Here is a 25,111-nt window from a genome sequence, read left to right as displayed (position 1 = left end):
GCCTTTTCGTGAAACTTGGGCGTCGCCGATGGGGTATTGCGCGGCGAGCGCTACGCCGCGCGAGACGCCTTGCGCTCGAAGAACAGCGCCTGGCTGATCGTCGCCTTGACCGTATCGACCTTGTAGGGCTTGCTGATGAGAAACGCCGGCTCGGGCCGCTCGCCGGTCAGCAAGCGTTCGGGAAATGCCGTAATGAAAATCACCGGGGCGTCGAAACTTTCGAGCATTTCGTTGACGGCGTTCAGACCAGAACTGCCGTCGGCGAGCTGAATGTCCGCGAGAATCAGCCCCGGCCGCTTGCGCGCCGCGAGCTCCACGGCCTCCTGATGGGTGCGGGCGACGCCAATGATACGATGGCCCAGATCGCGCGCGATGAACTCGATGTCCTGCGCAATGAGCGATTCATCCTCGATGATGAGCACGTCCGTCGCGACGCGTTCGGCGATTTCCCGGCCGGCCTCCGTTACGAGCGCTTCGACCTCTTCTTCGGTCGCGCCCAATATGGCGGCGGCGTCAGCGACCGAAAACCCTTCGACCGTGCGCAGCAAAAAGGCCTGTCGCGACCGCGGCGTCAGCAAGCTGATATTCCGCTGCGCCGCGGATATCTCGTCATCGGGCGCGGCTTCGGTGTTCAGCCGGATCGACGACCACGACGTCATGAAGAGGTGGTAAAGCCCGACTTTGGGCGACATATTCGGTGGAAATGCATCCGGATCCGCCACCAGCGCCTCGAGCGTGGCGACGACGTAAGCGTCGCCGCTCTTTTGCGAGCCGCAGAGCGCCCTCGCAAAACGGCGGAGGTACGGCAGATGCACCGCGATTTCTCGGGAGAGGTTCATGTCTTCATCCTATGGCGTCAAACGCCCAAGTCAATTCAAGCGCCGGTTGATATTTCGCAATGTTCCTCGCTTGCAATGACGGAACAATTAGTGTTCTTACGCGTTCCAACAAGGGAGGTCGTCGCTCGGCCGCCCCGGGTAGAGGCGGCCAGTCTCGGGGCGAGCTCGGGGTCGAGAATGAGCCAACGCGAAAATCCTCACGACAACGATGGCCCCTCCCGCGACGCGGAACCGAACTTGAACAATAAGGCTGGAGGTCGGGAGGAGGCGGATGCTGACGGCTCCCAGGATGCTGACGGCTGCCAAGCGGACGGCGTTGCGCTAGACCCAAAGGTTCAAGCTCAGCTCGGGCGAGTATTTCGCGCCTATTGCGACGATCTTATCCACCAACCCATTCCAGACAAATTCAGTGTGCTGCTGGCCAAGCTGGAAGCCAAACAGCGCGAAAAGAAATGAGCGACGAGGCCTTCGGAGATCAGATGGTGGCGCAGATGCCCTATCTGCGCGCCTTCGCCATTTCGCTTTGCGGATCACATAGCCTCGCCGACGACCTGGTCCAGGACACTCTGGTCAAGGCCTGGTCGCATGCCGACTCCTTTCAGCCAAACACCAATCTGCGCGCCTGGCTCGTGACCATTCTGCGCAATACCTATTTTTCCAGCTATCGGAAACGCTCGCGCGAAGTGCAGGACAGCGACAATCTTCTGGCCCAGCAGATCCCTGTGAAAGGCGGTCAGGAGTCGGCCCTCACGCTTACGGACGTTCAGGCGGCTCTGGATAAGCTCGCTCCAGAACACAAGGAAATTCTGTTGCTGATCGGGATCACCGAGCTCTCCTATGATGAAGCGGCGGAGATTTGCGGCGTCGCCATTGGCACGGTCAAGAGCCGGTTGAACCGCGCGCGCGCCAAGCTTGCCGAACATCTGGGCCTGCTCACGCCAAGCGACATTGACACCGATCCCACCGTATCGGACCTCGCAGCGCGCCGACCCTCCCGCGCGGTTTGACAGGCCAAGACTTCACGTGGGATGCGCGAGCGAGAATTCGCGCTATCTGACGGTTACGCCCTGCAGGGTCCAGAGAATTTGGCAGCGTAATGACGCAAGGCCGTGACGGTCACTCAGCCCGGCGGTCGCCGCCCCTGTCGGCGACGGCCAAAGCGGATGCGCGGGCGCAGGGGGTCGCCGCCCTGCGGGCTGCGCTGGCGCTCTTTCTGGCGATGACGTCTGCCGCCCGCGCCGCGGAGGGCGCGCCAAACATCGCCGAGGTCTGGCGCCTGGCCGTTGGCGCGCTCGCAGTCGCGCTGGCGCTGACGCTTACGGTGATTTTCTGGCTGGTGAGACAGCGCCGGGAGGCGCAACGGGCGCAACATGAACTCGCCGAATTGAGTCTGGCCGTGGAAGCGCGCGGCGCCTCGCATTGGAGCGACACCGGAGTTCCTGAGGTCGATGCGATCGCGCATAGCCTTCAGGACATGGACGAGCGCCTGCGCGAAAAGCGCAAGAGGGTGTCCGAGCTGAACGATTTACTGATGAAAAGCTCGACGATCGTCAGCCGCGCCGGGGCAAATCTGCAATTGCGCGCGCTGCTTGACGCCGTACCGGTCGGAATCATCATCGCCGAAGCCCCAAGCGGACGAATCGTCGAGGGCAATCACGTCATTGAAACGATTCTGCGTCGCCCTGTTCGCTACTCGGAAAGCACCCAAGCCTATTCCGAATGGAACGCCATTCATCAGGACGGCCAACCGGTCGCGAATGAGCAATATCCGCTCGCGCGCGCCCTTGCTGGGGAGAACCATCCGCAGCTCGAGTGCAAGATCGAGCGCGGCGACGGCGCATACATCTGGATTAACATCGTCGGCGCGCCGATCCGCGACGACAAGGGCTCCGTTATCGGCGCGATCGTCGCCATTACCGACATCGACGACATCAAGAACACGGAGATGCACAATCAGATGATGAATCGCGAGCTGCATCACCGGGTGAACAATTCACTGGCGATGATCCAGGGAATCGCCAATATTACGGCGCGCACGGCTCAGGACTTTTCGAGCTTTCAGCAAGGCTTTTCTCATCGCGTGCAATGTCTGAGCCGCATCTCCACGCTGCTCGTGCAGACCTCTTGGGAACGAACGCCGCTCAAAGACCTGCTCATGATCGCGCTGTCTTGTGGCAGCCACGACTACGCCGACCGCATCTCGATGTCGGGCGAAGACGTGGAATTGCGCTCAGCGGTCGCCTCCGCCTTGGGTCTGACCATCAACGAGCTGCTCGCCAACGCCGAGCAGCACGGAGCGCTGTCCGATGACGACGGCCGAATCGCGATCAGCTGGCGTATCGATCGTGAAGAAGATCGTCCGCGTCTCATCTTGAATTGGACGGAGACGGGGGGACCAAAGGTCGAAAACCCCGAGCAAACGGGAGTCGGGCATTTTCTGATCACCAATGTGCTCGCGCGCCAGATGGGCGGCGACGTCAGGCTCTCGTATCGCGCCGAAGGCCTGCAAGCCGAATTGTCCGCCGAAATTTAAGAATCGGTCCTCTGCGCGTTTCGTCATGCGGCTTGCTGCGGCGTCACCCGCAGGGCGGTGACGCGATTCCTGATCTTGCGCATCACCTCGAAACGGAAGCCGTGATAGGTGAACACCTGCCCGGCTTCCGGAATGGCGCCCGCCTCGTGGATCACCAGTCCCGCGATCGTTGTCGCTTCCTCATCAGGCAGATCCCACGCCATGACGCGATTGAGATCGCGCACCGGCACGGCGCCGTCGACCAGCACCGACCCGTCAGGCTGCGGACGCACGCCCTGCACCGCGAGATCATGTTCATCGCGTATATCGCCGACGATTTCTTCGAGAATGTCTTCAAGCGTGACGAGTCCCATCACCTCGCCATATTCGTCGACGACCAAGGCGAAATGCGTCTTGCGCTTGAGGAAGGCTTCGAGCTGATCCTCGAGCGTCGTCGCCTCGGGCACGAACCACGGGGCGAACATCACCACGCCGACATCGATTTTGGAGGCGTCGCCGCCTGCGGCGTTCAGCGCCCGCAGCATGTCCTTCGAATGCAGGACCCCGACGAAATTATCCGGTCGCGCGCGCCAGAGCGGCATGCGGGTGAAGGGCGACGACAGCACCTCGCGCACGATCTGGGCCGGCGGCAGATCCGCGTCGATCGTGTGCATTTTGGTGCGGTGGATCATAACGTCCGAAACATGCAGCACCTGCAAATCGAGGACGCCGCCGAACATGTCGCGCGCGGCGCGCTCGACATTGCCCTCGTCATGCAGAATATCGACGGCGCTCTTTAGTTCGTCATAGGGCGAGCGAACCGTTCGGCCATAGCCGACCTCGACGCCCGCCAACGCGAGCACCGTGCGCACGATATATTCGACGCCCGCGAGGAGCGGCCCGACGACGCGCACGAAGGGCGCGATAAACTTCGCGACGCGCAGCGACGTTTCGTCGGGATGGTTGATCGCCAGCGTTTTCGGCAGAACCTCGGCGAAGACGAGCAGCAGCACGGTCATGATGACGGTCGCATACACCGCCCCATTGTCGCCCGCGACAACGACCAGCACGCTCGTGGTGAAAGCGGAGCCGCCGATGTTGACGAGGGTGCCGCCAAGCAACAGCGCGGCGATCATGCGGTTGCGCTGGCGCAGCAGCCGATTGACGGCGGCGGCGCGCTTATCGCCCTCTTTTTCCAGCGAGTGCATCCGGGCGTGCGACGCGGCGGTGAGCGCCGTCTCCGATCCGGCAAAGACCGCGGACAGGAACACGCAAACGATGACGACGCCAACCGCAGTCCATATGTCGACCTGCGGCGCGCCGGATTCGAGCCCATGCATGGCGCTATGTCCGCTTTAGCTCGTCTTTGAGAAAGCCAAGCACCTCATTGGCGTCGACGGATTTTGCAATGAACGCCTGGCCGATGCCGCGCAAGAGAATGAACGTCAGCGCGCCGCGCTCGACCTTCTTGTCCTGATACATGGCGTCGAGAATGGCCTGGGCGTCGTCGCGCCAACCCGGAATGTCGTGGATCTTCGTCGGCAGACCGACGCCCTTCAGATGGCGTTCGACGCGCTCCGCCGCCGCCTCGGCGCACAGACCGCGGCGCACGGAGAAGCGCGCGGCGCAAGCCATGCCGATCGCAACGCCCTCGCCGTGAACCAGGCGGGCGCTGTCGTAACCAGTCAGGCGCTCGAAGGCGTGGCCGAACGTGTGGCCGAAGTTGAGCAGCGCCCGTTCGCCCTGCTCCGTTTCGTCGCGCGCGACGATCGTCGCCTTGGTCTCGCAGCTCACTGCGACGGCGCAAATCTGTTCCGCCTGACTATGGAACACCGCGTCCGAGTCGGCGTCGAGCCAATCGAAGAACCGCGCGTCGCCGATCAGGCCATATTTCACGACTTCGGCGTAGCCGGCGCGGAACTCGCGCAGCGGCAATGTCCGCAGCGAGTCGACGTCGGCGAGAACCAGCGCGGGCTGGTGAAAGGCGCCGATCAGATTCTTGCCGTGACGCGAATTGATCCCGGTCTTGCCGCCGACCGAAGAATCGACTTGCGACAGCAACGTCGTCGGAATTTGCACGAAGCGCGAGCCGCGCCGCACGCTCGCGGCGACGAATCCGGCGAGGTCGCCGACGACGCCGCCGCCAAGCGCGACGATCAGATCGCGCCGTTCGATCCTCGCGGCCAGCACATCGTCGCAGACGCGGCCATAAACCGAAAGCGATTTGGACGCCTCGCCAGGCGGAACGATGATGGTCGTCGCACGCAGGCCGGCGTCCTTCAGACTCTGCTCAACTGTTGGAAGATGCAGTCGGGCGACATTCTCGTCCGTGATGATGGCGCACGCCGCTCCGGGCGCGATTTCCGCAATATAATCGCCGGCGCGCTGCAGCAGCCCGTCGCCGATGATAATGTCGTAGGAGCGCCCGCCCAGCGCGACCCGGACAATTTCCTGGCGGCGAGCGTCGCCTTCCGCGCGCGCGGGATACAGATGCGTCATGGCCTTGGCGAAACCTCTGCTTTGCGCCCGCTGCCGCAAGTCTTCCAACATCGGCAAGCCTGCAGCGAGAACGGCGAGCGTATCATCCACCATCGCATCCTGCGGAACTTCGCGCGACTCGACGCGAAGATCGGCGAGTTCGTATAGGGGGCGTCGCGCCTCCAGCAACTGGCGCAGCGTCTCCTCCGGATCCTCCGTTTGCAGCAGGGGACGATCGTTTTTGCGGCGCACGCGCTTCAGCAGGGTCTTCAGATCGGCGTCAAGCCACACCGATACGCCCCGTTCGGCGATGCGGTCGCGCGTGCGAGGGTCGAGAAACGCGCCGCCGCCGGTGGCGAGCACGACCGGGCCGCCGTTCAGCAGGCGCATGATGACGCGCCTCTCGCCGTCGCGAAAATAGCGCTCGCCATATTTGGCGAAAATCTCGGGAATGGACATGCCGGCCGCCGCGGCGACGATCTCAGCGTCCGCGTCGACGAAGGGAAGGCCGAGTCGCACGGCAAGCCTCTGGCCGATGGCGCTCTTGCCCGAGCCCATCATGCCGACAAGCACGATCGCCCTGCCGTTCAGGGCGGCGCGCACGGCCAAAGCACGCTCATCATTCATCGCTTGCGGAGCTGAAAGGAGGACGCCGAAGTGTTGCGGTCGAGTCATTGGCGCAAATCTAACCCGCGCAGCGCGGAATTTCATCTGCGCCGCCGAGGGCGCGCGAAAGATACGCGACCATGAAGGCGGGCAGGCGCGGGTCGGCAAGCGCCGTCAAGTTCGAAACCATATGCGCGTCCGCGAGTTCGGGCGCGCTTTCGGTCGCGATAAAGGCTTTCACCCTGGCGAGGAGGGCGTGCGACGGCGCGTCGAAATCCAGCCTCTTGACGCAGGCGACATGCTGGCGATCGAATATCGCCGTCCAGCCGGCCGACGCTTGCGCGTCCGAGGCGGCGAGGCCCGTCTCTTCGGCGAGTTCGCGCACGAGACTGCCGGCGAGATCGACGCGGCCGCCCGATACGACGTCGGTAGGGTCGGGGGTGCCGCAGGGAAAATAGAGCTGGCCGGCGAATGAGTGGCTTGGCCCCATTTCCCCGAGGAGATAGGCGCCGTCGCGGGCGCGCGCCGCCGGCATCGAGAAGCAATTATATACGGCTTCGTCGGGCCAGCCGAATTCTCGCCAGGCAAGAAAGCTCGAGAAAGGCGTCTCGAAGAACGCCATGCGCAAGATGCGCGCGCCATCTTCGCCCGTCGTCCGCTCGACGCGGCAGGCGAGCAGCACCGAACCGTCGTAGAGCGCCGGATTGGCGCGCCGACGCTCCTCCCAATGGCGCTCGATGTCGGCGGCGCGCTCCTCAACGAAGCCCCAGCGATGATCGACGCAGCGACACTCGAGGCGATCAATCTCCGCAATTTCGATGGTCACAGGCGGGCCGCTCCTTGGCCGCAACGGCGCGCCGAGCCGTCACATCTGTACTGGACTCGATTGCGCGCGCTGCACCCCGGATTTCGCCTGGACTGACGAAGCCGCATCGCACACGTCACGCGCTTCGTTACGCCTGCATCTGCAGAAGCGCCATGCTGTCGCGAAATTCGACGATCTCGACGATGCGGCCGTCTTCGAAGCGCACGAAATCCGCAAGCTGCACCTGACCGCGACGACCGGTGCCGCGATGACGCCATTCAACGATTCGACGCGCAGCGGCAGCGCCGCCGTCGACGATGGCCTCGGGCATAGCGGTTCCGAGTTGCTCGAATTCGACCTCGATGCTGCGCACGATATTGATCAGCGCCTCGACGCCGCGATGTCGTCCGGCGTGCGAAACCGTCGTGCGGTCGCCAACGAATTCGCACACGACGTCCGGCGAGCACAGCTTACGGATCAGGGCGATGTCGGGACTGCGGGAGAAACTGCCCATGGCGATTAGCCGGCGCGCCATTTCATCGCGCGCCAATCCCGGGCTGGGGGGATTGAGAATGTCGTCGAGGCTTTGCGGCAAGAAATCGGCGCCGCGCGCGACGCAACGCTGATCCCGGAACTCGTACATTTCCGAAACGAGTCCGTTCCGCCAGCGCAGAAAATGCGCCATGTCCATGCGATGGATGTGGCCGGTGGCGCGGTGGCGCCAACTGCTGATCCATCGCACCACCGTATTGTCGCCTTCGACGAGAACCGCGAGAATTTCGGCGTCGAGCGGTTCATAATCGATATCGACGCGACGCAAATGCGCGCGCAGCGCATCGCGCCCGCGCCATTGTCCCGGGGGAAGCACGCCAAGTCGCGAGCAGCTGTAGTTCAACTCGACGTCTTCGACGAAATGTTCGACCAATGTCGAGACGTCGTACGTCATGCGGCTCCGTACAATCTCGTGTACGCGCCGACGCGTTTCGCTCTCGATAAGCTGGCTCGACCGCCCGCCCGGCCCGTGCATTCATCCCCCGCTATGGCGATGCGCGATGCGCTGACTGCGCCTCGGCAACGCCCCAAACCCGAATGCGCGCTCGCCTTTTTGGAATCATTATGCGCTAATTGCGGTCCTTGTCGACCAACTTATTCTTGCCGATCCAGGGCATCATGCCACGCAGGCGAAGACCGACCTCTTCGATTGGATGCGCATTATTTCGTGCGCGAGTGGCCTTAAAGGAGGTCTGGCCGACTTTATTCTCCAGCATCCAGTCGCGCGTGAATTTGCCCGATTGAATATCGTCAAGCACACGCTTCATCTCGGTCTTGGTGTCCTTGGTGATGATGCGCGGACCGGTGACATATTCGCCATACTCGGCCGTGTTCGACACCGAATAGTTCATATTGGCGATGCCACCCTCATAGATGAGGTCGACGATCAGCTTCACTTCATGAAGACATTCAAAATACGCCATTTCCGGCGCATAGCCGGCCTCGACCAGCGTCTCGAATCCGGCCCGGATCAATTCCACGAGGCCGCCGCAGAGCACGACCTGCTCGCCGAAAAGATCCGTTTCGCATTCTTCGCGAAAGGTCGTTTCGATGATGCCGGCGCGGCCGCCGCCGATCGCCGCGGCATAGGACAGCGCGATCTGCTTGGCGTTGCCGGAAGCGTCCTGATGCACCGCGATCAGGCAGGGCACGCCGCCGCCCTTGAGATATTCGCCGCGCACCGTATGGCCCGGGCCTTTCGGCGCGATCATGGCGACGTCGATATCCTTGCGCGGCTCGATCAGGTTGAAATGGATGTTGAGGCCGTGGGCGAAGAGCAGCAGCGCCCCCGGCTTCAGGTTCGGCGCCATCTCATTGGCGTAGATCTCGCCCTGCAGCTCGTCGGGCGTCAGCATCATGATGACGTCCGCCCATTTGGAGGCCTCGGCGACGGTCATGACCTTGAGGCCGGCGCCTTCCGCCTTTGCGGCCGAGGCGGAGCCGGGGCGCAGCGCGACCGCCACTTCCTGAACGCCGGACTCCTTGAGATTGAGCGCATGCGCGAAGCCCTGGCTGCCGTAGCCGACGATGGCGACTTTCTTGCCTTTGATCAGATTGATGTCGGCGTCCCGATCGTAATAAACGCGCATGTGCTCTGCTTCCTTGATGTGCGTGCGCTCGTAGGGGAACGGCGCGCCCCGCGCCGTCGAATTCGCTGGCGGGCTCCTTCTACGCGGGCCGCCCGGCAAGGTCAAAATTCTCGCGCCTTAGATCGGATCGGGCCCGCGCGAGATGGCGGCGACGCCTGTGCGGGAAACCTCGACGAGCCCGATCGGACGCATCAGGTCGATGAATTCATCAATCTTGTGCGGTTTGCCGGTCAGTTCGAAAATGAAGCTCTCCGTGGTCGCATCGACAATGCGGGCGCGAAACGCTTCGGCGAGCTGTAGCGCGAAGGTGCGGTGGTCGCCGCGACCTTTGACTTTGACCATGGCGAGTTCGCGTTCGAGCGAGCGCATCGACATGGTGAGGTCGGTCACCTGATGCACGGGGACGAGTCGCTCGAGCTGGTGATGGATCTGGTCGATCGTCTCCGGCGCGCCGGAGGTCAATATGGTGATGCGCGAGAGATGTTCGGCGTGGGCGACCTCGGCGACCGTGAGGCTCTCGATATTGTAGCCGCGGCCGGAAAACAGGCCGACGACGCGCGCCAAGACGCCCGGCTCATTGTCGACGAGCACGGAGAGCGTATGCGACTCGACCTTGGAGTTCGGCGCGGCCGCAGAATAGGGAGATGGCGGAGAAGCAGGAGCGTTCATCTTTTTTCCTGGACGGTCGGCAAATCGGCAGTCGGCAGTCGATTGCAGCGCCACGACTGCCGATTGCCGAAACCCGACCGCCTAAACAAGCATCTTGCCTTTTTCGTCGATGATCGCGCCGATCTCTATCCCAGCGTCGTCGGAAAGATCGGCGAGCAGCATGTCGTTATGCGCCTTGCCGGAGGGAATCATCGGGAAGCAATTTTCGACCTTGTCGACGACGCAGTCGAAGATCACCGGTCCGTCATAGTCGATCATCTCCTGGATCGCGGCGTCGAGCGACGCGGGATCAGAGCAGCGGATGCCCTTGGCGCCGAAGGCTTCAGCGAGCTTGACGAAATCGGGAAGCGCCTCGGAATAGCTATGGGAATAACGCCCGCCATGCAGCAGCTCCTGCCACTGGCGCACCATGCCCATATATTCATTGTTGAGGATGAAGATCTTCACCGGCAGGCGATATTGGATCGCCGTCGACATTTCCTGAATGCACATCAGGATCGAGGCTTCGCCGGCGATGTCGATCACGAGCGAACCGGGGTGCGCGAGCTGCGCGCCGATCGCCGCCGGCAGGCCGTAGCCCATGGTGCCGAGCCCGCCCGAGGTCATCCACCGGTTCGGCTCTTCGAAATGATAATGCTGGGCGGCCCACATCTGATGCTGCCCGACCTCGGTGGTGACATAGACGTCACGATCCTTGGTCAGCGCATAGAGCCGCTGCACCGCATGCTGCGGCTTGATCGCCGTTTCCGAATTGCGGAAGGCCAGCGATTTGCGCGCCCGCCACTCGTTGATCTTCGCCCACCAATCGTCGAGCGGCTGCTTGTCGGCGCTCATCGCCTCGGCGCGCCACAGGCGCACCATGGCTTCGAGCACATGGGCGCAATCGCCGACGATGGCGAGATCGACCTTGACGTTCTTGTTGATGGACGAACGATCGATGTCGATGTGGATCTTTTTCGAGCCCGGCGAAAAGGCGTCGAGACGTCCGGTGATGCGGTCGTCGAAACGCGCGCCGATCGCGATCATCAGATCGCAGTCATGCATGGCGTGATTGGCTTCCCAGGTGCCGTGCATGCCCAGCATGCCGAGCCAGTTCTCGCCCGATCCCGGATAGGCGCCGAGCCCCATCAGCGTCGAGGTGATGGGAAAGCCCGTGAGGCTCACGAGTTCGCGCAGCAGTGTCGACGCCGCGGGTCCGGAATTGATGACGCCGCCGCCCGTGTAAAAGATCGGACGCTTCGCCGTCGCCATCAGGCGCACGGCCTGCTGCATCGCAGCCATGTCGGCGTCGAGCTTGGGATGATAGGTCTTATGCGCGGCGCTGCGCGGCGGGGCGTAGACGCCGCGCGCAAACTGCACGTCCTTGGGGATGTCAATGACAACCGGTCCGGGCCGGCCGGACGAGGCCACATAGAAGGCCTCGTGCAGCACGCGCGGCAGATCGGCGATGTTCTTGACGAGATAATTGTGCTTCGTGCAGTGGCGGGTGATGCCGACCGTGTCGCATTCCTGGAAGGCGTCGGAACCGATGAGATGCGTCGGCACCTGGCCGGTGATGCAAACGATTGGGATCGAATCCATCAGCGCGTCGGTGAGGCCGGTCACCGTATTGGTGGCGCCAGGTCCCGAGGTGACGAGCAGCACGCCGACCTTGCCTGAGGAGCGCGCATAGCCTTCCGCGGCATGGGCGGCCCCCTGCTCGTGGCGCACGAGAATGTGTTGCACCTTCTCCTGCTGGAAGAGCACGTCGTAGATCGGAAGGACGGCGCCGCCCGGATAGCCGAAAAGAATCTCCACGCCCTGGTCGTTCAGGGCTTCGACCACCATTTCGGCGCCGGACATTTCCTTCGACATCATCATTTTCCGTCTTGCTTCTCGCGGCGGGCGACTAGGATGTTTTTCGTCTTCGGGCAACAAAAAAGGCCCTCTTGGGGCCTTGGGTCAAGCGCCATTGGCGGAGGCCGGGCCTAGCCCTGCTCCGTCCGTGGCGCTTCAAATACGAGAATTGCGCGCATTTACGCGTTCCGCCCCTTCGTTCACGGCCGACGTTACGGGAGGCGCGGTGGAGAATCAAGGGCGGAGAATGAATCTTCAGCGGGCGATCCATCCGCCGTCGACGACAAGGAGGTGGCCAACGATGAAGCGCGCCTGTTCGGAGCACAGGAACAGCACGGCCTCCGTCAGCTCTTCGGCCTTGCCCATCCGTCCGATCGGAAACAGCTTCCCGGCCTGCTCAGGGCTGATGCGCTCCTTCTCCATCCATTGACGGAAGACGTCGCCGGGGGCGTCGATGCCGCAGGCGCAGATGGCGTTGACGCTGATATTGTCCTTGGCGACCTCGAGCGCGACCGTCTTGGTCAAGCCGTCGACGCCGCCCTTGGAGGCGGCATAGGCGCCCTCCGTGGGATTGCCGGTGAGGCTGCCGGTGATCGACGACTGGTTGACGATGGCGCCGCCGCCGTTTTGGCGCAACTGCCGGATCTCGTGCTTCATGCAGAAGAACACGCCGCGCAGATTGACGTCGATATGAAAATTGAAACCGTCCTCCGTCTCCTCGGCGATGGGTTTGAAGCGCACGACGCCGGCGTTGTTCACGGCGCAATCGAGGCGGCCATAGGTCTCAGCCGTCTTCGCCACCATGGCTTCGACGTCCCGCTCGATCCGCATATCGGCTGGCGTGAAGAGCCCCTCGCCGCCTTCGGCGCGGATCATGTCGAGAGTCTCGTGTCCGCCGGCCTCATCGATGTCGGCGAGCGCTACCCTCGCCCCTTCGCGGGCGAAGGCGAGCGCCGTCACCCGGCCAAGGCCTCTCGCCGCGCCGGTGACGAGCGCGACTTTACCGTCAAATCGAGCCATGAGCCCCTCCCGAGCCTGAGCGGAAGCTTTCACCCGCCGCCGTCGCGGTCAAGCTCGTAAGAGGCGATCATTTGAGGCGATCACGCGCCTTCGGCGGCGAGCACGCGCTTGACCCCTTCGTCCGCCGCCATCATGTCGTGATGTTTCTGAACATTGGGATATTTCGACAGCCCATCTTCCAGCAACGACGCGCCCCAGCGCTCCATCGGGAAGACATAGGCGTCGAGATAGCTGCGCTTGTCGCCGACCATGAAGCGCCGCCCGGCAAGATGCTCTTCGACAATATCGAATTTCTTGCGCACGAGCGCTTTTGCGGCTTCGCGCACATTGTCGAACGCCTCCTTCTCCCGGGCGCGGGTATAACGATTGGGCGAGAAAAGCGGGAAAAAGGCCGGGTGGAGATCGCCGGTGATGAAGGACGCCCAGCGGTCGGCCTCGGCCTCTTCGCGCGGCGAACCGTCGGGGGCGATCCCCGCCTGCGGGAAACGGCTGGCGATATAGCGCAGCACGGCCGCGGCCTGGGTCAGGATCCAGCCTTCGCCGGTGTCGAGCGCCGGCACTGCGCCCGCCGGATTGATCTTCAAATATTCCTTGTCGCCGAACTCGACCGCCTTGGTCTCGTAAGGTTCGCCAATCCATTCGAGCGCGATATGCGGCGCGAGCGAACACGCGCCTGTATGATAGTAGAGCGTGACCATGAGGGGCCTCCATTGAGAGCGTCGCTCTTAGAATAGGGCGGCGGCCCAGGAGGGTCGCGCCTACCCCTCGCCGCAGTCGAGGATCCAGGTTTTGTCGCAGAAGGCGACATAGAGGCGCTCCTGCCCGAGCGCCGCCCCGAGCGCGCCGGCGAGTTCGTTCAGCATCGCCTCGATCTGCGCGTCGGGAAGGCCGCCGAGATAGGCGTGCACCGCTTCGCCGGTGAAGATCGCGACCGGCTCGCGGTCCGAACCGACCGTGCCGTCGTCCCTGGGCCAAGCGTAGGTCACCTCGCCGCGGGTGAACATGCCGGAGAGCGCGGGCTGGCCGGCTTCGACGCGGCGGCGCATCCAGGCGTGCGCGCAGCGCACCGCTTCGGATAGGTCATAGACGCGGCCCTCTGCCTCCCAGCCCTCGCGCAGCCCGACGGTGATGCGGAAATCCCGCCGCGGCCCGCGTGAGCCGTCAACGAGGCGATAGACGCGCTTGCTCATGAGCGGAAGGTAAGGCGCCGGGCGCCCGCGAGAAAGACGGTGAACCGAGATAGCGCCGCGCGCCTAAAGGTCTTCGATCGCGCCCGTGGCGATGTCGAATAGGCGCCTTGACCATTCGTCGAGGTCGCGCGGGCGTTCCAATGGCTCGGTCAGCGCTTGCCCGTCCATGTGGAAGCAAGTTTTTGCAGCGCCTTATCCGCTTCCTGCTCAGCTTCGCGCTTGGTTGCGTAGGAATGCGGGGAGCGCAGATGAATCTGTGACCCCTCGCAGACAGTCCAACGGAACCGCCCCGCATAGAGTGGGTCAGGCTCAATTCTGGACGTAAAGAGATCTGTTTCGCGCATGGCTGCATTATGCGCGCGGCCGCCGATTTATTCCAGAGCGCTCACCGATTCGAGACGAAAAGCTTCAATCTCCGAGACGACGGCTCATGAGCGCGTGGATGCCCGCGACAAGCGCGGGCATGACGCGGATAAGTTGCGCTTCTTCGATTCAGTCGCCAGGCTTTTTGTTTATCGGCTCCGCCCCTCGCCGTCAGCGCTGCTCGCGCTCTACTGCGCCGCGACCGGCGTGTGTCGCGTCTCGTCGCCGCGGCCGGCGAGCAGCCCTTCGATGGAGATGTCCTCGTCGAGTTCGTCCCAATGCAGGCCTTTGCGGCTGATCTCGTAAACGAGGCGCTGCGCCGGCGTCGCATGCAGAAGACGCGGGAACCAAACGAGCGGCACGCCGAGCGTGCGCCCGTCCGACAGCTCGACCCACATGCTATCGTCGTCAAAGCGTAGGGACTTAGCCGAAATGCTCATGCCAGGCCCTTTCTATGAAGGGGGCACGATCCTGTCGCCCTTACCCCTCCAGCAGCCTTCGCGCGATGACCTGCGCCTGAATCTCGGCCGCGCCCTCGAAAATATTGAGGATGCGGGCGTCGCAGAGCACGCGCGAGACCGGATATTCGAGCGCGAAGCCGTTGCCGCCATGGATCTGCAAAGCGTTGTCCGCTGCCGCCCAGGCGACGCGCGCGCCGAGCAGCTTCGCCATGCCGGCCTCGAGGTCGCAGCGCTTGCCCTCGTCCTTCTCGCGCGCGGCGAAATAGGTGAGCTGGCGGGCGATGTGGATCTCGATCGCCATGGAGACGATCTTGTTGAAGACGCGCGGGAAGGAGAACAGCGGCTTGCCGAACTGAATGCGCTCCTTGGCGTATTTCAGTCCGAGGTCGAGGGCGCATTGGGCGACGCCGAGCGCCCGCGCCGCCGTCTGGATGCGGGCCGACTCGAAGGTCTCCATGAGCTGTTTGAAGCCCTTGCCCTCCTCGCCGCCGAGAAGATTTTCGGCCGGCACTTCGAAATTGTCGAAGCCGATCTCGAACTCCTTCATGCCGCGATAGCCGAGCACTTCGATCTCGCCGCCGGTCATGCCCTTGGCGGGGAACGGGTTCTCGTCGGTGCCGCGCGGCTTTTCGGCGAGCAGCATGGAGAGGCCCTTATAGCCCTTCTCATTGGGGTTGGTGCGCACCAGCAGCGTCATCACATCGGCGCGCACCGGATGGGTGATCCAGGTCTTATTACCGAAGACCTTATAGACGCCGCCCTCCAGCGTCGCGCGGGTGCGCAGGCCGGCAAGGTCGGAGCCATTGTTGGGCTCGGTGAAAACCGCGGTCGGCAGGATTTCGCCCGAGGCGATTTTGGGGAGATATTTCTCCTTCTGCGCCGGCGTGCCGCCGACGAGGATCAGTTCGCCGGCGATTTCCGAGCGCGTGCCGAGCGAGCCGACGCCGATGTAAGCGCGCGACAATTCCTCGGAGACGACGCACATGGCGATCTTGCCCATGCCGGAGCCGCCATATTCCTCCGGAATCGTCAGGCCGAAGACGCCGAGGTCGGCCAGGCCGGAAATGACGTCGAGCGGGATGTATTCATTCTTCGAGTGCCAGTCCTGCGCATAGGGCGTGACATTGGCGGACGCGAATTTGCGCATCTCGCTGCGGATGGCTTCGAGCGTCTCGTCGAGGCCCGACGCGCCGATGGTCTCCGCCGCGGCGTGATGGTCGATGAGTTCGGCAAGGCGGGCGCGGTTCGCCGGCGTATTGCCGGAAAGGATCAGCCGGTCGACGCAGGCGGGACGCCGCGCCGCGATCTGCTGGTTCGTCAGGCCGAAATCGCTGAGCCGGACGATCTCGCCCTGGCTCATCGGAATGCCGCCATAGACCTGGGCGAGGAATTCGGCGAAGCCGATCCGGTTCAACAGCTCTTCGGTCTCGCCATAGGCGCCCTCAGAGGACAGGCGCTCGGCGTAGTCAATCAGTTCGCGCAGGCCCTGCACATAGGTCGCGAGCCAGGCGAGCCCATGGGCGGCGTGCTGGTCGGCTTCGAACAGATCATTGGCGATCTTGCCGTCGCGGGAGTCGCGGGCGCGCACGCTGGCCAGCGCATCCTTGTAAAGCGCCTCGACGGCGGCGAGCGCCTCTTTCGCGTCACTGGTCCAATCGGCGGCTGCAAGTTTCGTCGCGACGGCTGCGGTCATTCTGCTTTCCGGAAGTCGAGGCGCCCCTTCGGCGCTGAGCAAATTCGCGCCCTACATGCCGCCATTTGGCTCGCCGCGCAACCGCGCCAGCGGGGTAGCGCCTCAGTTTGAATTTCAGCTTTGGGCGAAAAACTGAAACTTTTCGCTGGCAGGCGGAATGCCTGCTTCGCGCCATGAGCGGATATCGAACGGCTGTCTTCAAAGACCGCGCGCGCGGCCCAAAGCTGTCCTATATGGATTTTGGATTGAGGTTCTGGCTGCCGCTGGACTTCACAGTCGGTGCTAAGCATAGAGTTTGCTCGTTTTCACAGATGGCTTCCTTGCGCGCTAAGGATCACAAAATGTCCGATCTGTCTTCCTTTCAGCCTATTGCAACAATAGTTTCCGCTCTGATTTCGGCGGCGGCGGGTGCCGTGGCAACATATTTTATCATTGCAAAGCGGAAGGCGGTGACATTTTGGGTGACTGAGACAGAGGATGTGACGTTGCCACTGCGGAAGCACAATAACGCCATCTCTTTTAAGGTTAGCGGGCGCGAATTTCTAAACCTAAACAGGTCAGAAGTATTCATCAAGAATACTGGTAACACATCAATTGCAGATTTTCGGTTTGATATTGAAATTCCAAATTTGCATCATGAATATATGGCAGAGGTTATCGTAGATAACTCTGACTTGCAAAAAGCTGTCAAGCTTAATTTTGATGAGCCCCGCGTAGATGTAGATCCGATGATACGTTTTAACATCGTACCGTTCTTCAACGGCTCAGAATCATTTAAAGTTCTGGTCTATTCGGATGGTGTCACGAAGGATTGCAAAATCCACTGTCGAGTTCAAGATGTCAAAACTAGGATCAAAAGTGGGCCATACATGTCATTTATGGATTTTAAACGGGCTGCGCTTTCTGATGCATCAATATTGGTGGCACTAATTGTGGTATCAGTTATAGCAACCTCAATTGCAGGGGCAACCACTCTTTTCGTGCATGCCTTCGATTGGATAAAGGGAATATCGGTATCCGCCCCCTTATAATGGCCAGACGTGAAGCGGCAGCCCGCCTTTGGGCCGCGTCGTAAAATCTGGGGCAAGCTCCAGCCGATGACCCTCGACCGGCGCGAAACGAAAGTCGCGAACGAGCGTCGCAAGGATCGCGGTCATTTCCAGCATCGCGAACCCCATGCCGATGCAGATGCGCGGGCCGGCGCCGAACGGCAAGTAGGCGCAGCGATGGCGCGCCTTGGCTTTTTCCGGCGCGAAACGGTCGGGGTCGAAAGCGTTCGGCGCGTCCCAGAGTTTCTCGTGACGATGCAGCGCCCAGAGCGCCGCATAGACCGGCTCTTTCTTCGAGATTTTATGCGGGCCGAGCATCATGTCTTCGCGCGGCTGTCGCCCAATCGCGGCGGCCGGCGGAAAGAGGCGCATCGATTCCTGTATGACTTGCTTTGTAAATTGCAGCCCCTCGATCCTGTCGCCGCTGATGTCGGCGTCGCCGGCGATCGCGCGCACTTCGTCGCGCAGGCGCTCCTGCGACGCCTGATCCTTGGCGAGCAGCCACAGGCTCCAGCCGAGCGCGACGGCCGATGTTTCATGCCCCGCGACCAAAAAGCCGTAGAGATTGGCGATGAGTTCGGCGTCGGTCATCGACCGGCGGCTTTCGGGGTCCTTGGCGGCGAGCAGCCGATCGATGATCGCCTCCGTTTGCCCGCCCGATGCGCGCCGCGTCGCAAGGAGGCGCGCGGTCTCGTCGTAAAGGTAGCGCATGTCGCGATTGACTTTCGATGACCCCGGAAACGGCAGCCATGTCGGCAGTCGAAGCAGGGTGAAGATCCGCGACCAGGAGATGGCGGCGAAACTCTCCTGCAAGGCGGCGACAAACTTGCCGCGATCGAAGGCCCCGGTGACGCCGAGCACGGCTTTCTCGATCACCGCGAAAGTTACGTTCGACATGGCGTTCATCGCATCGACCGGCGCCCCCTGCGGCGCAAGGCGCCAAGCCTCCGCCTGGGCTTTGGCGCAATCGACGAATGTCGGCGTGAGCGCCAAAAGATTTTCGTGTCGGAAGGCGGGCGCGAGCGCGCGCCGCTGCCATTTCCAGTCCGCGCCTTCGACAAAGAACAACGCATCGCGGTTAATGACGGACGATAACGCGCCGATTGTGATGAAGTCGCGCGTAAAACTGTCCGCGCGCGTGATCAGCATGTCTTCGATGAGTTCGGGATCGGTGAGATAATGCGTGCGCCCGACAAACGGCCAGACGCTCTGAAACGTGAAATAATGTTCGCGATAGGCGGCAGGCGGCCAGTTTTCGAGAAAATTGCGTTTGGTTGAACGCCAGGACGGCCGCTCATTTGGCGTGAAGGGCGTGAAATCCGGATCGTGAAACATCGCAAAGCTCCTGCGCCGCGAAGATATTCGCTTCAATGACGAGGGCGAACCCGCGCAGGTGGATCTGGCGAATATTGTTTTCCTCACCCTCATCCTGAGGAGGCCTCGAAGAGGCCGTCTCGAAGGACGAGGGTGAGGAAAACTACGCGAAATCGGGCTTCCTCGTCCTTCGAGACGCGTGCTGCGCACGCTCCTCAGGATGAGGAAGCCCTTCACCCGATCGGCCTGCGAACCTGCGCGAAAAATCGGCGCAGAAAAAGAAGTCGGCAGCGCCGGTCAAATCCTGCAGCGGCGAAATCCGCGCCAAGCAAAAATAGCGAGAATCAGCATCGGCAGCGCGACGCCGATGAGCGGGCCGGCGAGTCCGGCCGGCGCCCGCGCCATCAACTCTTCATCCGCCTGCGTGAATTTCGGCATTGCGGCGTAGTCCTGCGCGGTGAGCGAGGCGCCGGCCTTGGCGCGGGACAGGAAGAACTCGCGCCAGTCGACATGGAAGGCGCGGATGCGGTCGAGAAAGGCGCGATAGCGCGCCTCCCCGGAGCCGGCGACATCCGCCATCGCCTGATAGGTCAGATAGGCCGGCGAGAGATAGCCGAGCCTGTCCGCCATGTCGCGCTGGCGGGCGAGCTGCGCGTCATGCTGTGCGACGATCGCCTCGACTCGCTGGAAGGCGGCCTCCTGCGTCGCGAGGCGGTGTAGCGTCATCTCCTGCGAGCCGCCGGCCGGCCTGCCGCCGCCATGTTCGTCGGCGTAGCGGGCGAGCGAAGCGTCGCGCGCCTTGTCAGCGTCGGTCGAGGCGGCGCGCGCCGCCAGCACCATGTCGATGCGCGACGGCGCCGGATGGGCGAAAGCGGCGATACTGTTGATCGCGGCGGGCAGGATCATGGTGATCGCCACCCAGGCGCCGATCAGCGTCAGCGCGTTGAACGCCGACCCCCGGCCGAGCCCATCGACGGCGGCGGCGAGCGCCGCCCAGAACAGGCCATAGAGCAGCACGACGAAAAGCAGCGCCGCGAAGCCGGGCGAGGCAAGGCGCTCCCATCCCGCGAAAATCCAGACGCCCGCCATAACCGCCAGCAGCGTCGCGGCGATCGGCGCGGCGACGCGCGCCGTCAGCTTGCCGGCGAGCGCGGCGCTGGGCCGGCGCGCCGAGGCGAGCGTCATCGCCAGCGTTCCCTGCTCGCGCTCGCCGGCGAGCAGATTGAAGGCCATCGCCAGAATGACGAGCGGATAGACGAAGACCACGACGAAGGCGAGATCGGTCGCGCCCGACATCAGATTGGCGGGATTGTCGATTTCGTCGGCGAAGAGGAAACTGTCCTTGGAGCCGGTCGTCACCCGGACGGCGGGCGGCAGAAGATCGCTCTGCCCTGTGGCGACGAGCGCCAAAGGCGCGGGCGCGAGCGCGGCGACCGCCGCGGCAGGCCCGCCGCCCATGAAGGCTGCGTTGCGCGGATCGCGATAGGGCGGCGGCTCCGGCGCGGGCTTTCCCTGCGTCTCGCCCTGCTGCAATTGCGCCAGCGTCTTCTGGAGGTTTGTGAGGCGCTGCGTCTCGTCGGCGCGCGCCGCCGCGATCGCCGCCTGTTGCGCCGCGACGCGCGACGCGCCCATGGCCAGCGCAAAAAGCGTCACGCCCGCCAAAATCAGCAGCGCGAACCAGATCGCGCCGTCACGGCGCATCATGCGCGCCTCAAACCGCATGCCCGCGAGGAAAGCGGAAGAGAGGAAAGCGGAAGACATCGGCGCGCTCATACCGGCCGCAGACGCCGCGCCGCCAAGAGCGCGAATGCGCAAGCGAGCGCGAGCCAAGCGAACAGGCCGATCATCGGGAGGGCGCTGTAGCCCAGGGCGAAGACCGCACCGGGCGCCCGATAGGCGAAGGAGGCGATCTTTCGCCACAGCTCGGGTCCGGCGACATAGCTATTGTCGTGGGCGAAATGGATGAGGTTGTCGCTGACCTGGTTTTGGATATCGCGCCGATGCGCCTCGGCGGCCGTGGCGAAATCGAACTGGCTGCGGCTGTCGACGCCGGCGAAGGCCATCGAAATCGGCCGCAGCGCCAGCAGCGGGAACAGGAAGCCGGGCGCGGCGCGCAGCGCGTCCTGACGATCGAAGGCCGACTGCAGCGCGCCGAAGTGGCGATCGAAGATCAGATAGCCGCTCTCGTCGTCCTTGCGCAGCGAGAGGCCGCGGAAGCTGACCGGCAGATCCTCGATGCGCGACACGCCGTATTTTTTCAGCGTCTCGTCGCGGAAGGCGACGAAGGCGGGATGGCTGTCATCATGGCCGAATGTCTTCGCCTTGTCCTGCGCGATGCCGGCGCGAAACTCCTGCCATGTCGGCGTCGGCGCAAAGGCGCGCGCGGCGTCCGTGGCGAGGCGCGGCGCGAGAAAGGAATTGGCGAGCCAGAAGGCGAGCAGCGTGACGAGCGCGGCGCGCGAGCTTCTGGCGAGCGCCGAAACGCCAAGCGCCAGAAAGGCGAAGCCCGCCAGATAGGCGGCATAGGCGGCGCCGAGCGCCCCCAGTCGAAGGAATTGATCGGCGAGCGACAGGCGTTCGCGATCGACGAAAAAGATGAGGGCGAGCGCCGCGACGAAAAAGGCCGGCGCGAGCAGCGCGAAAATCGCGCCGATCAGCGCCAGCGCCTTGCCGGCGAGAATGTCGCGCGGCCTGGCGCCGACGCTGAGCAGCTGTTTCAGCGTGCCGCTTTCGCGCTCGCCGGAGAAGCTTGCGAAGCCCATCAGGATGACGATGAGCGGCGCGATCGTCTGCAGGATGAAGGCGAGCGAGAGCGAGCCGAGCCGCGCGCCGACGCCGCCGTCGCGCGCCTGTTTGAACTGGGTCTCGTTCTGCTTATGCGCCTCGAGCCACACCGCCGAGCCGACATAGGCGTCGACGCCGGGATCGGCGAGCGCCAGCGGGCTCAGCGGCTTGAAGGCGTATTGGCCGAAATGCGCGGCGGCGTGGGGATTCTTGGCGCTCTGTCCCACCCAAAGCTCGCGATCGGCCTGCGCCGCCGCCTCGCGCTCGCGCAGGACGCGGGCGTTCTCGACATAGCCGAAGGCGAGCGCGGCCAGCATCAGCGCCATAATGAAGGCGCAGAGCCAGACGAGGCGCCGGTCGCGGAACAGCTCCAGCCATTCCTTGGCGGCGACGGCGCGAACGATGCGCCAGCGGCTCTTCGCCGGCGCCGTCGTGGCGAGCGGGGCGAGAGCGAGATCGCTCACGCCGCCGCGCTCGCGAAGAGATCGAGATAGGCGCGCTCAAGCCCGAGATGATCGACGTCGTCGGCGCCGAAGACCGATGCGAGACGCCCCTGCGCCATGATGCCGATCTTCGTGCCGCATTGCTTGGCGAGGAAGAGGTCATGTGTGACCATGAGCACCGCCATGCCTTCCTTGCGCAGCCGCTCGATCAGCGCGGCGAACTCATTGGCCGCGAGCGGATCGAGGCCGGAGGTCGGCTCATCGAGCACAAGCGCCTGCGCGCGCCTTGCGAGCGCGATGGCGACGCCGACCTTCTGGCGCATGCCCTTGGAATAGAAGCTCACCGGACGTTCGAAGGAGTCGCGCGGCAGGCCGGCGGCGGCGAGCAGCAAGAGAAGCTCATCGCGGGGCGCCTCGGCGCCAGATATCTCGGTAAAATATTGCAGATTTTCGAGACCGGTGAGCGCGCCGTAGAGCATCACCTGTTCGGGGATATAGGCGAGACGCGCGCGCGCCGCCGAGGGATCAACCGCGGCGTCGATTCCGCAGACCAGCGCCTGGCCTTCCGTCGGATCGATGAAATTGAGGAAGAGATTGACGGTCGTCGTCTTGCCGGCGCCATTGGGGCCGAGCAGGCAAAAGACTTCGCCGCCCGGCACCGTCAGATTGAGACGGTCGAGCGCCGGCGCGTCGGCGCCGTCGTAACGCTTGGTGAGATTGCACGCTTCGAGCATGGCCGCATCCGCCCTACGGCTTGCGCCAGCGCGCTTGGCCTCGCGCCGGCGTCAAGTATGATCTCTTGTTCAAGCCTGCCCCTTCGCGCGGTGGCCGTCAAGCGAGCGGGCGATGAAGGCTCGCAGTGAGAGCTCCTCTTCGAGGTCAGGCGGCGATGGCAATGCCCTGGGACGCTGCCAGCATGTCAGCGAGCAATTCCGTGGGAATGGAAGCAGCCGGCCGAGCTGCAATGGCGCGAATATTAGCATCCCGTGGCTGTAGATCGTTGGCGGGCTCCGCGAGCCAGAACCGCACGTTCGAAGCGGCATCCATATCGCCTCGCGCGGCTCCAGCAAGCGATATGATAACCGCGTCAACCCCCCAGGCGCGATCGAGGAACGGGCGCAGCGCCGCCGCCGATCCCGCCTTCGCCGCCGCGAGAAAAGCCGCAGCGAGCACGGTATTGTCGATCGAAGGCTCGATCACGCCCACGGCGGCGGCGACATAGCGCGCATAGGCGAGGTTCTCGTCTTCATCGAGAAGGCGCCGCACCTCGGCCACGGCGTCGGTCTGTCCGTTTCGAAACTGGAACAGCGCCCTCCGCGCACGCGCTGTCGTCGCGATGTGCGGCGGAAGATCATCAGAATCACCTTCGGCTCTTTCCGCCACAATGGCGGTGGTCGAAGAAACTGGCCGCGGTTTGCTCGTCCGGCCCTGTTCGAAACGTTGTTTCATGTCGTTTGCGATACGATCTTCAGGCTCGATCCCGAGCGCCCCCTCGAGAATGCCGATCGCCTCTGGAAGCCTTGCGCTTTCTCGACCGACAATATCCGCCAATTGGGTGCGCGCCACTACGTCGCGAGGAAAGAGCCGCATCGTTTCGCGCAGCAATGCCTCTGCTTCCCCCCCGCGGCCGACGCGATCGGATAGCAGCAACGCCAGTTGATTGCGCCACTGCTCATTTTCCGGAAATCGGCGAAGCGTTTCCCAGCCAACGCGTTCCGCCGCGTCCAAATGACCCATCGCGGCGAGGGCGTCGCGCCACAACGCCCATGCGTAAACATTGGAAGGCTCGAAACGTTGGGCCAACTGCGCAAGGTCGCGGGCTGTTCTTGCCCGCTTTACTGGCTCGTCGCCGCCCTTCAAGAGTTTCATGCCGACGTTGCAGGCTGTGCGCACGAGATAATACGTATCCCCCGTGCGAGCAGCATAACGCTGATGCTTCGCGACAAGTTGAGCGATCTGCAATGTTCGGAAAGGGCGTTCGTTCCGTATCCCGTCGAGAACCGTCTCGTGCAACGACCGGTCTGGTGGGCTGATCCAGCTATCGGGGACGTCGACCTTGGCCCCGCGAATGAGGTCCAGGTCTTCGCGCCACCAATGTGCCGCCAGAAATGTGCTTTGGGTGTGATTTGTCCTGCGGCTGAGTTCCGATTCCACCGACTCCAGCACCCGTGCGACCAGTGGCGTCCAGAAGGTCGGATCGCGCGGAAAGGCGCCTTCGAGCACCCGCCATTCCCGCAAGAATCGCTTCTTGTCTGGCCGCTGCGCCTCGGCCCAGCGGGCGAGACCATGCAGCGCGGCCTCCTCATTGGCGCCGCCTTCTTCGAGCGGCAGCCGCCGTAAGCCGAGCAGCCCGACCGTCAGATAGGTTTCGTCGTAGGCTCCACGCTGGCCAGCCTCGCCGCAAACACTCAGCCAGAACGGCAGCAAACGTCTCGCCGCCAGCCCTGCCTCTTCCGCAATATCCTGCGTCAGGGCGAGAACACGCCAATATTCACGCCGCAAATCGAGCCCCTGGTCGATGACCAGTGTTTCCGCCCAATTGTTCCAATAGGGGAAGCGCCGGTGAAAATCGACGACCGTATTGCGCGGAGCAAGGCGCTGAACCACCGTCATCAGGTCCAGCGCAGCCAGCGCGATCCGGTCCCGCTGCGCTCCCGTGATGCGCGGCAATGTCTTACGGTAGGTTTCGAGCGCCGCGAGCGCCCCTTCGTCGAAAGCGTGCGACGCCGGGTCGTCACCCGACAGGCCAAACAGCAGCGTTGCGGCGGCGTCGCTCGGTTCCGCGCGGCCAAAGGGGTGGATGTCGGCGGTCCCTTCCACCAGGGCGCGAACTTCCGCTTCCGGAGCGGCGATCAGCCGATCCAGCCAGACGTGACGCCGAGGCGCGATGGTCGCAACCGCCTCCATG

General features: G+C 63.5%; 22 protein-coding genes. 4 read left to right on the top strand and 18 right to left on the bottom strand.

What is annotated here, in order from left to right; genetic code table 11:
* Positions 1–50: 50 nt before the first annotated feature.
* Positions 51–839 (bottom strand): response regulator, encoded by a 789-nt coding sequence (locus tag ACR65T_RS17120; protein WP_434497619.1) that lies wholly within the window; start codon positions 837–839, stop codon positions 51–53.
* Between the two features lie 177 nt (positions 840–1,016).
* Between ACR65T_RS17120 and ACR65T_RS17115 the strand changes: the two genes are divergently transcribed.
* The 3 genes from ACR65T_RS17115 to ACR65T_RS17105 all read left to right on the top strand — a co-directional run bounded on the left by ACR65T_RS17115 (position 1,017) and on the right by ACR65T_RS17105 (position 3,372).
* On the top strand, positions 1,017–1,295 hold the full coding sequence (locus ACR65T_RS17115) for a NepR family anti-sigma factor (protein ID WP_434497618.1): 279 nt from the start codon (positions 1,017–1,019) through the stop codon (positions 1,293–1,295).
* A complete protein-coding gene (locus ACR65T_RS17110; RefSeq protein ID WP_014891409.1) occupies positions 1,292–1,846 on the top strand; it encodes a sigma-70 family RNA polymerase sigma factor in 555 nt (184 codons plus the stop codon). Before ACR65T_RS17115 ends, ACR65T_RS17110 begins: the two co-directional genes overlap by 4 nt.
* Positions 1,847–1,935: 89 nt before the next feature.
* Positions 1,936–3,372, top strand: coding sequence for an HWE histidine kinase domain-containing protein (locus ACR65T_RS17105; protein WP_434497617.1), 1,437 nt, complete (start codon positions 1,936–1,938; stop codon positions 3,370–3,372).
* Positions 3,373–3,395: 23 nt separating this feature from the next.
* Here ACR65T_RS17105 and ACR65T_RS17100 read toward each other — a convergent pair whose 3' ends face one another.
* From ACR65T_RS17100 to ACR65T_RS17045, 12 genes are all read right to left on the bottom strand, one after another.
* Positions 3,396–4,691 (bottom strand): HlyC/CorC family transporter, encoded by a 1,296-nt coding sequence (locus tag ACR65T_RS17100; RefSeq protein WP_434497616.1) that lies wholly within the window; start codon positions 4,689–4,691, stop codon positions 3,396–3,398.
* 4 nt (positions 4,692–4,695) lie between these two features.
* Positions 4,696–6,456, bottom strand: coding sequence for a 3-dehydroquinate synthase (gene aroB, locus ACR65T_RS17095; RefSeq protein WP_434497615.1), 1,761 nt, complete (start codon positions 6,454–6,456; stop codon positions 4,696–4,698).
* 58 nt (positions 6,457–6,514) lie between these two features.
* Positions 6,515–7,261, bottom strand: a complete 747-nt coding sequence (locus tag ACR65T_RS17090) for an NUDIX hydrolase (protein ID WP_434497614.1) — start codon at positions 7,259–7,261, stop codon at positions 6,515–6,517.
* 127 nt (positions 7,262–7,388) lie between these two features.
* Positions 7,389–8,186: a nuclear transport factor 2 family protein gene (locus ACR65T_RS17085; protein ID WP_434497613.1), complete on the bottom strand. Its 798-nt coding sequence runs from the start codon at positions 8,184–8,186 to the stop codon at positions 7,389–7,391.
* A 175-nt stretch (positions 8,187–8,361) separates the two neighbouring features.
* Entirely contained in the window at positions 8,362–9,381 is a 1,020-nt protein-coding gene (gene ilvC / locus ACR65T_RS17080; protein WP_434497718.1) for a ketol-acid reductoisomerase, read from the bottom strand.
* A 117-nt stretch (positions 9,382–9,498) separates the two neighbouring features.
* On the bottom strand, positions 9,499–10,050 hold the full coding sequence (ilvN, locus tag ACR65T_RS17075) for an acetolactate synthase small subunit (RefSeq protein ID WP_196403480.1): 552 nt from the start codon (positions 10,048–10,050) through the stop codon (positions 9,499–9,501).
* Positions 10,051–10,131: 81 nt separating this feature from the next.
* On the bottom strand, positions 10,132–11,904 hold the full coding sequence (locus tag ACR65T_RS17070; RefSeq protein ID WP_434497717.1) for an acetolactate synthase 3 large subunit: 1,773 nt from the start codon (positions 11,902–11,904) through the stop codon (positions 10,132–10,134).
* A gap of 237 nt (positions 11,905–12,141) precedes the next feature.
* Positions 12,142–12,906 carry an SDR family oxidoreductase gene (locus ACR65T_RS17065; RefSeq protein WP_434497612.1) on the bottom strand — a complete coding sequence of 255 codons (765 nt, stop codon included), beginning with the start codon at positions 12,904–12,906 and terminating at the stop codon, positions 12,142–12,144.
* 80 nt (positions 12,907–12,986) lie between these two features.
* The gene (locus ACR65T_RS17060; protein WP_434497611.1) at positions 12,987–13,604 is read right to left on the bottom strand and encodes a glutathione S-transferase family protein; all 618 of its coding nucleotides are present in this window, start codon (positions 13,602–13,604) and stop codon (positions 12,987–12,989) included.
* 60 nt (positions 13,605–13,664) lie between these two features.
* On the bottom strand, positions 13,665–14,096 hold the full coding sequence (locus ACR65T_RS17055; protein WP_434497610.1) for a hypothetical protein: 432 nt from the start codon (positions 14,094–14,096) through the stop codon (positions 13,665–13,667).
* Between the two features lie 551 nt (positions 14,097–14,647).
* Positions 14,648–14,899 (bottom strand): DUF2442 domain-containing protein, encoded by a 252-nt coding sequence (locus ACR65T_RS17050; RefSeq protein ID WP_434497609.1) that lies wholly within the window; start codon positions 14,897–14,899, stop codon positions 14,648–14,650.
* Between the two features lie 40 nt (positions 14,900–14,939).
* Positions 14,940–16,613: an acyl-CoA dehydrogenase family protein gene (locus tag ACR65T_RS17045; protein WP_434497608.1), complete on the bottom strand. Its 1,674-nt coding sequence runs from the start codon at positions 16,611–16,613 to the stop codon at positions 14,940–14,942.
* 107 nt (positions 16,614–16,720) lie between these two features.
* On the opposite strand from ACR65T_RS17045, the gene ACR65T_RS17040 reads away from it, so the two are divergent.
* Positions 16,721–17,644, top strand: coding sequence for a hypothetical protein (locus ACR65T_RS17040; RefSeq protein WP_434497607.1), 924 nt, complete (start codon positions 16,721–16,723; stop codon positions 17,642–17,644).
* Here the strand turns inward: ACR65T_RS17040 and ACR65T_RS17035 are convergent.
* The 5 genes from ACR65T_RS17035 to ACR65T_RS17015 form a co-directional block, all read right to left on the bottom strand.
* Positions 17,639–18,997 carry a cytochrome P450 gene (locus ACR65T_RS17035; protein ID WP_434497606.1) on the bottom strand — a complete coding sequence of 453 codons (1,359 nt, stop codon included), beginning with the start codon at positions 18,995–18,997 and terminating at the stop codon, positions 17,639–17,641. The genes ACR65T_RS17040 and ACR65T_RS17035 overlap by 6 nt on opposite strands.
* A gap of 276 nt (positions 18,998–19,273) precedes the next feature.
* Positions 19,274–20,737 carry an ABC transporter permease gene (locus ACR65T_RS17030; protein ID WP_434497605.1) on the bottom strand — a complete coding sequence of 488 codons (1,464 nt, stop codon included), beginning with the start codon at positions 20,735–20,737 and terminating at the stop codon, positions 19,274–19,276.
* Between the two features lie 8 nt (positions 20,738–20,745).
* On the bottom strand, positions 20,746–22,224 hold the full coding sequence (locus tag ACR65T_RS17025; RefSeq protein ID WP_434497604.1) for an ABC transporter permease subunit: 1,479 nt from the start codon (positions 22,222–22,224) through the stop codon (positions 20,746–20,748).
* On the bottom strand, positions 22,221–22,937 hold the full coding sequence (locus tag ACR65T_RS17020) for an ABC transporter ATP-binding protein (RefSeq protein ID WP_434497603.1): 717 nt from the start codon (positions 22,935–22,937) through the stop codon (positions 22,221–22,223). Before ACR65T_RS17020 ends, ACR65T_RS17025 begins: the two co-directional genes overlap by 4 nt.
* Before the next feature lie 145 nt (positions 22,938–23,082).
* Complete coding sequence (locus ACR65T_RS17015; RefSeq protein ID WP_434497601.1) at positions 23,083–25,110, bottom strand: hypothetical protein; 2,028 nt, start codon at positions 25,108–25,110, stop codon at positions 23,083–23,085.
* Position 25,111: the final 1 nt, after the last annotated feature.

This window comes from Methylocystis sp. (assembly GCF_051061285.1).
GTDB lineage: Bacteria > Pseudomonadota > Alphaproteobacteria > Rhizobiales > Beijerinckiaceae > Methylocystis.
This window is presented reverse-complemented; position numbering and strand designations above follow the sequence as displayed.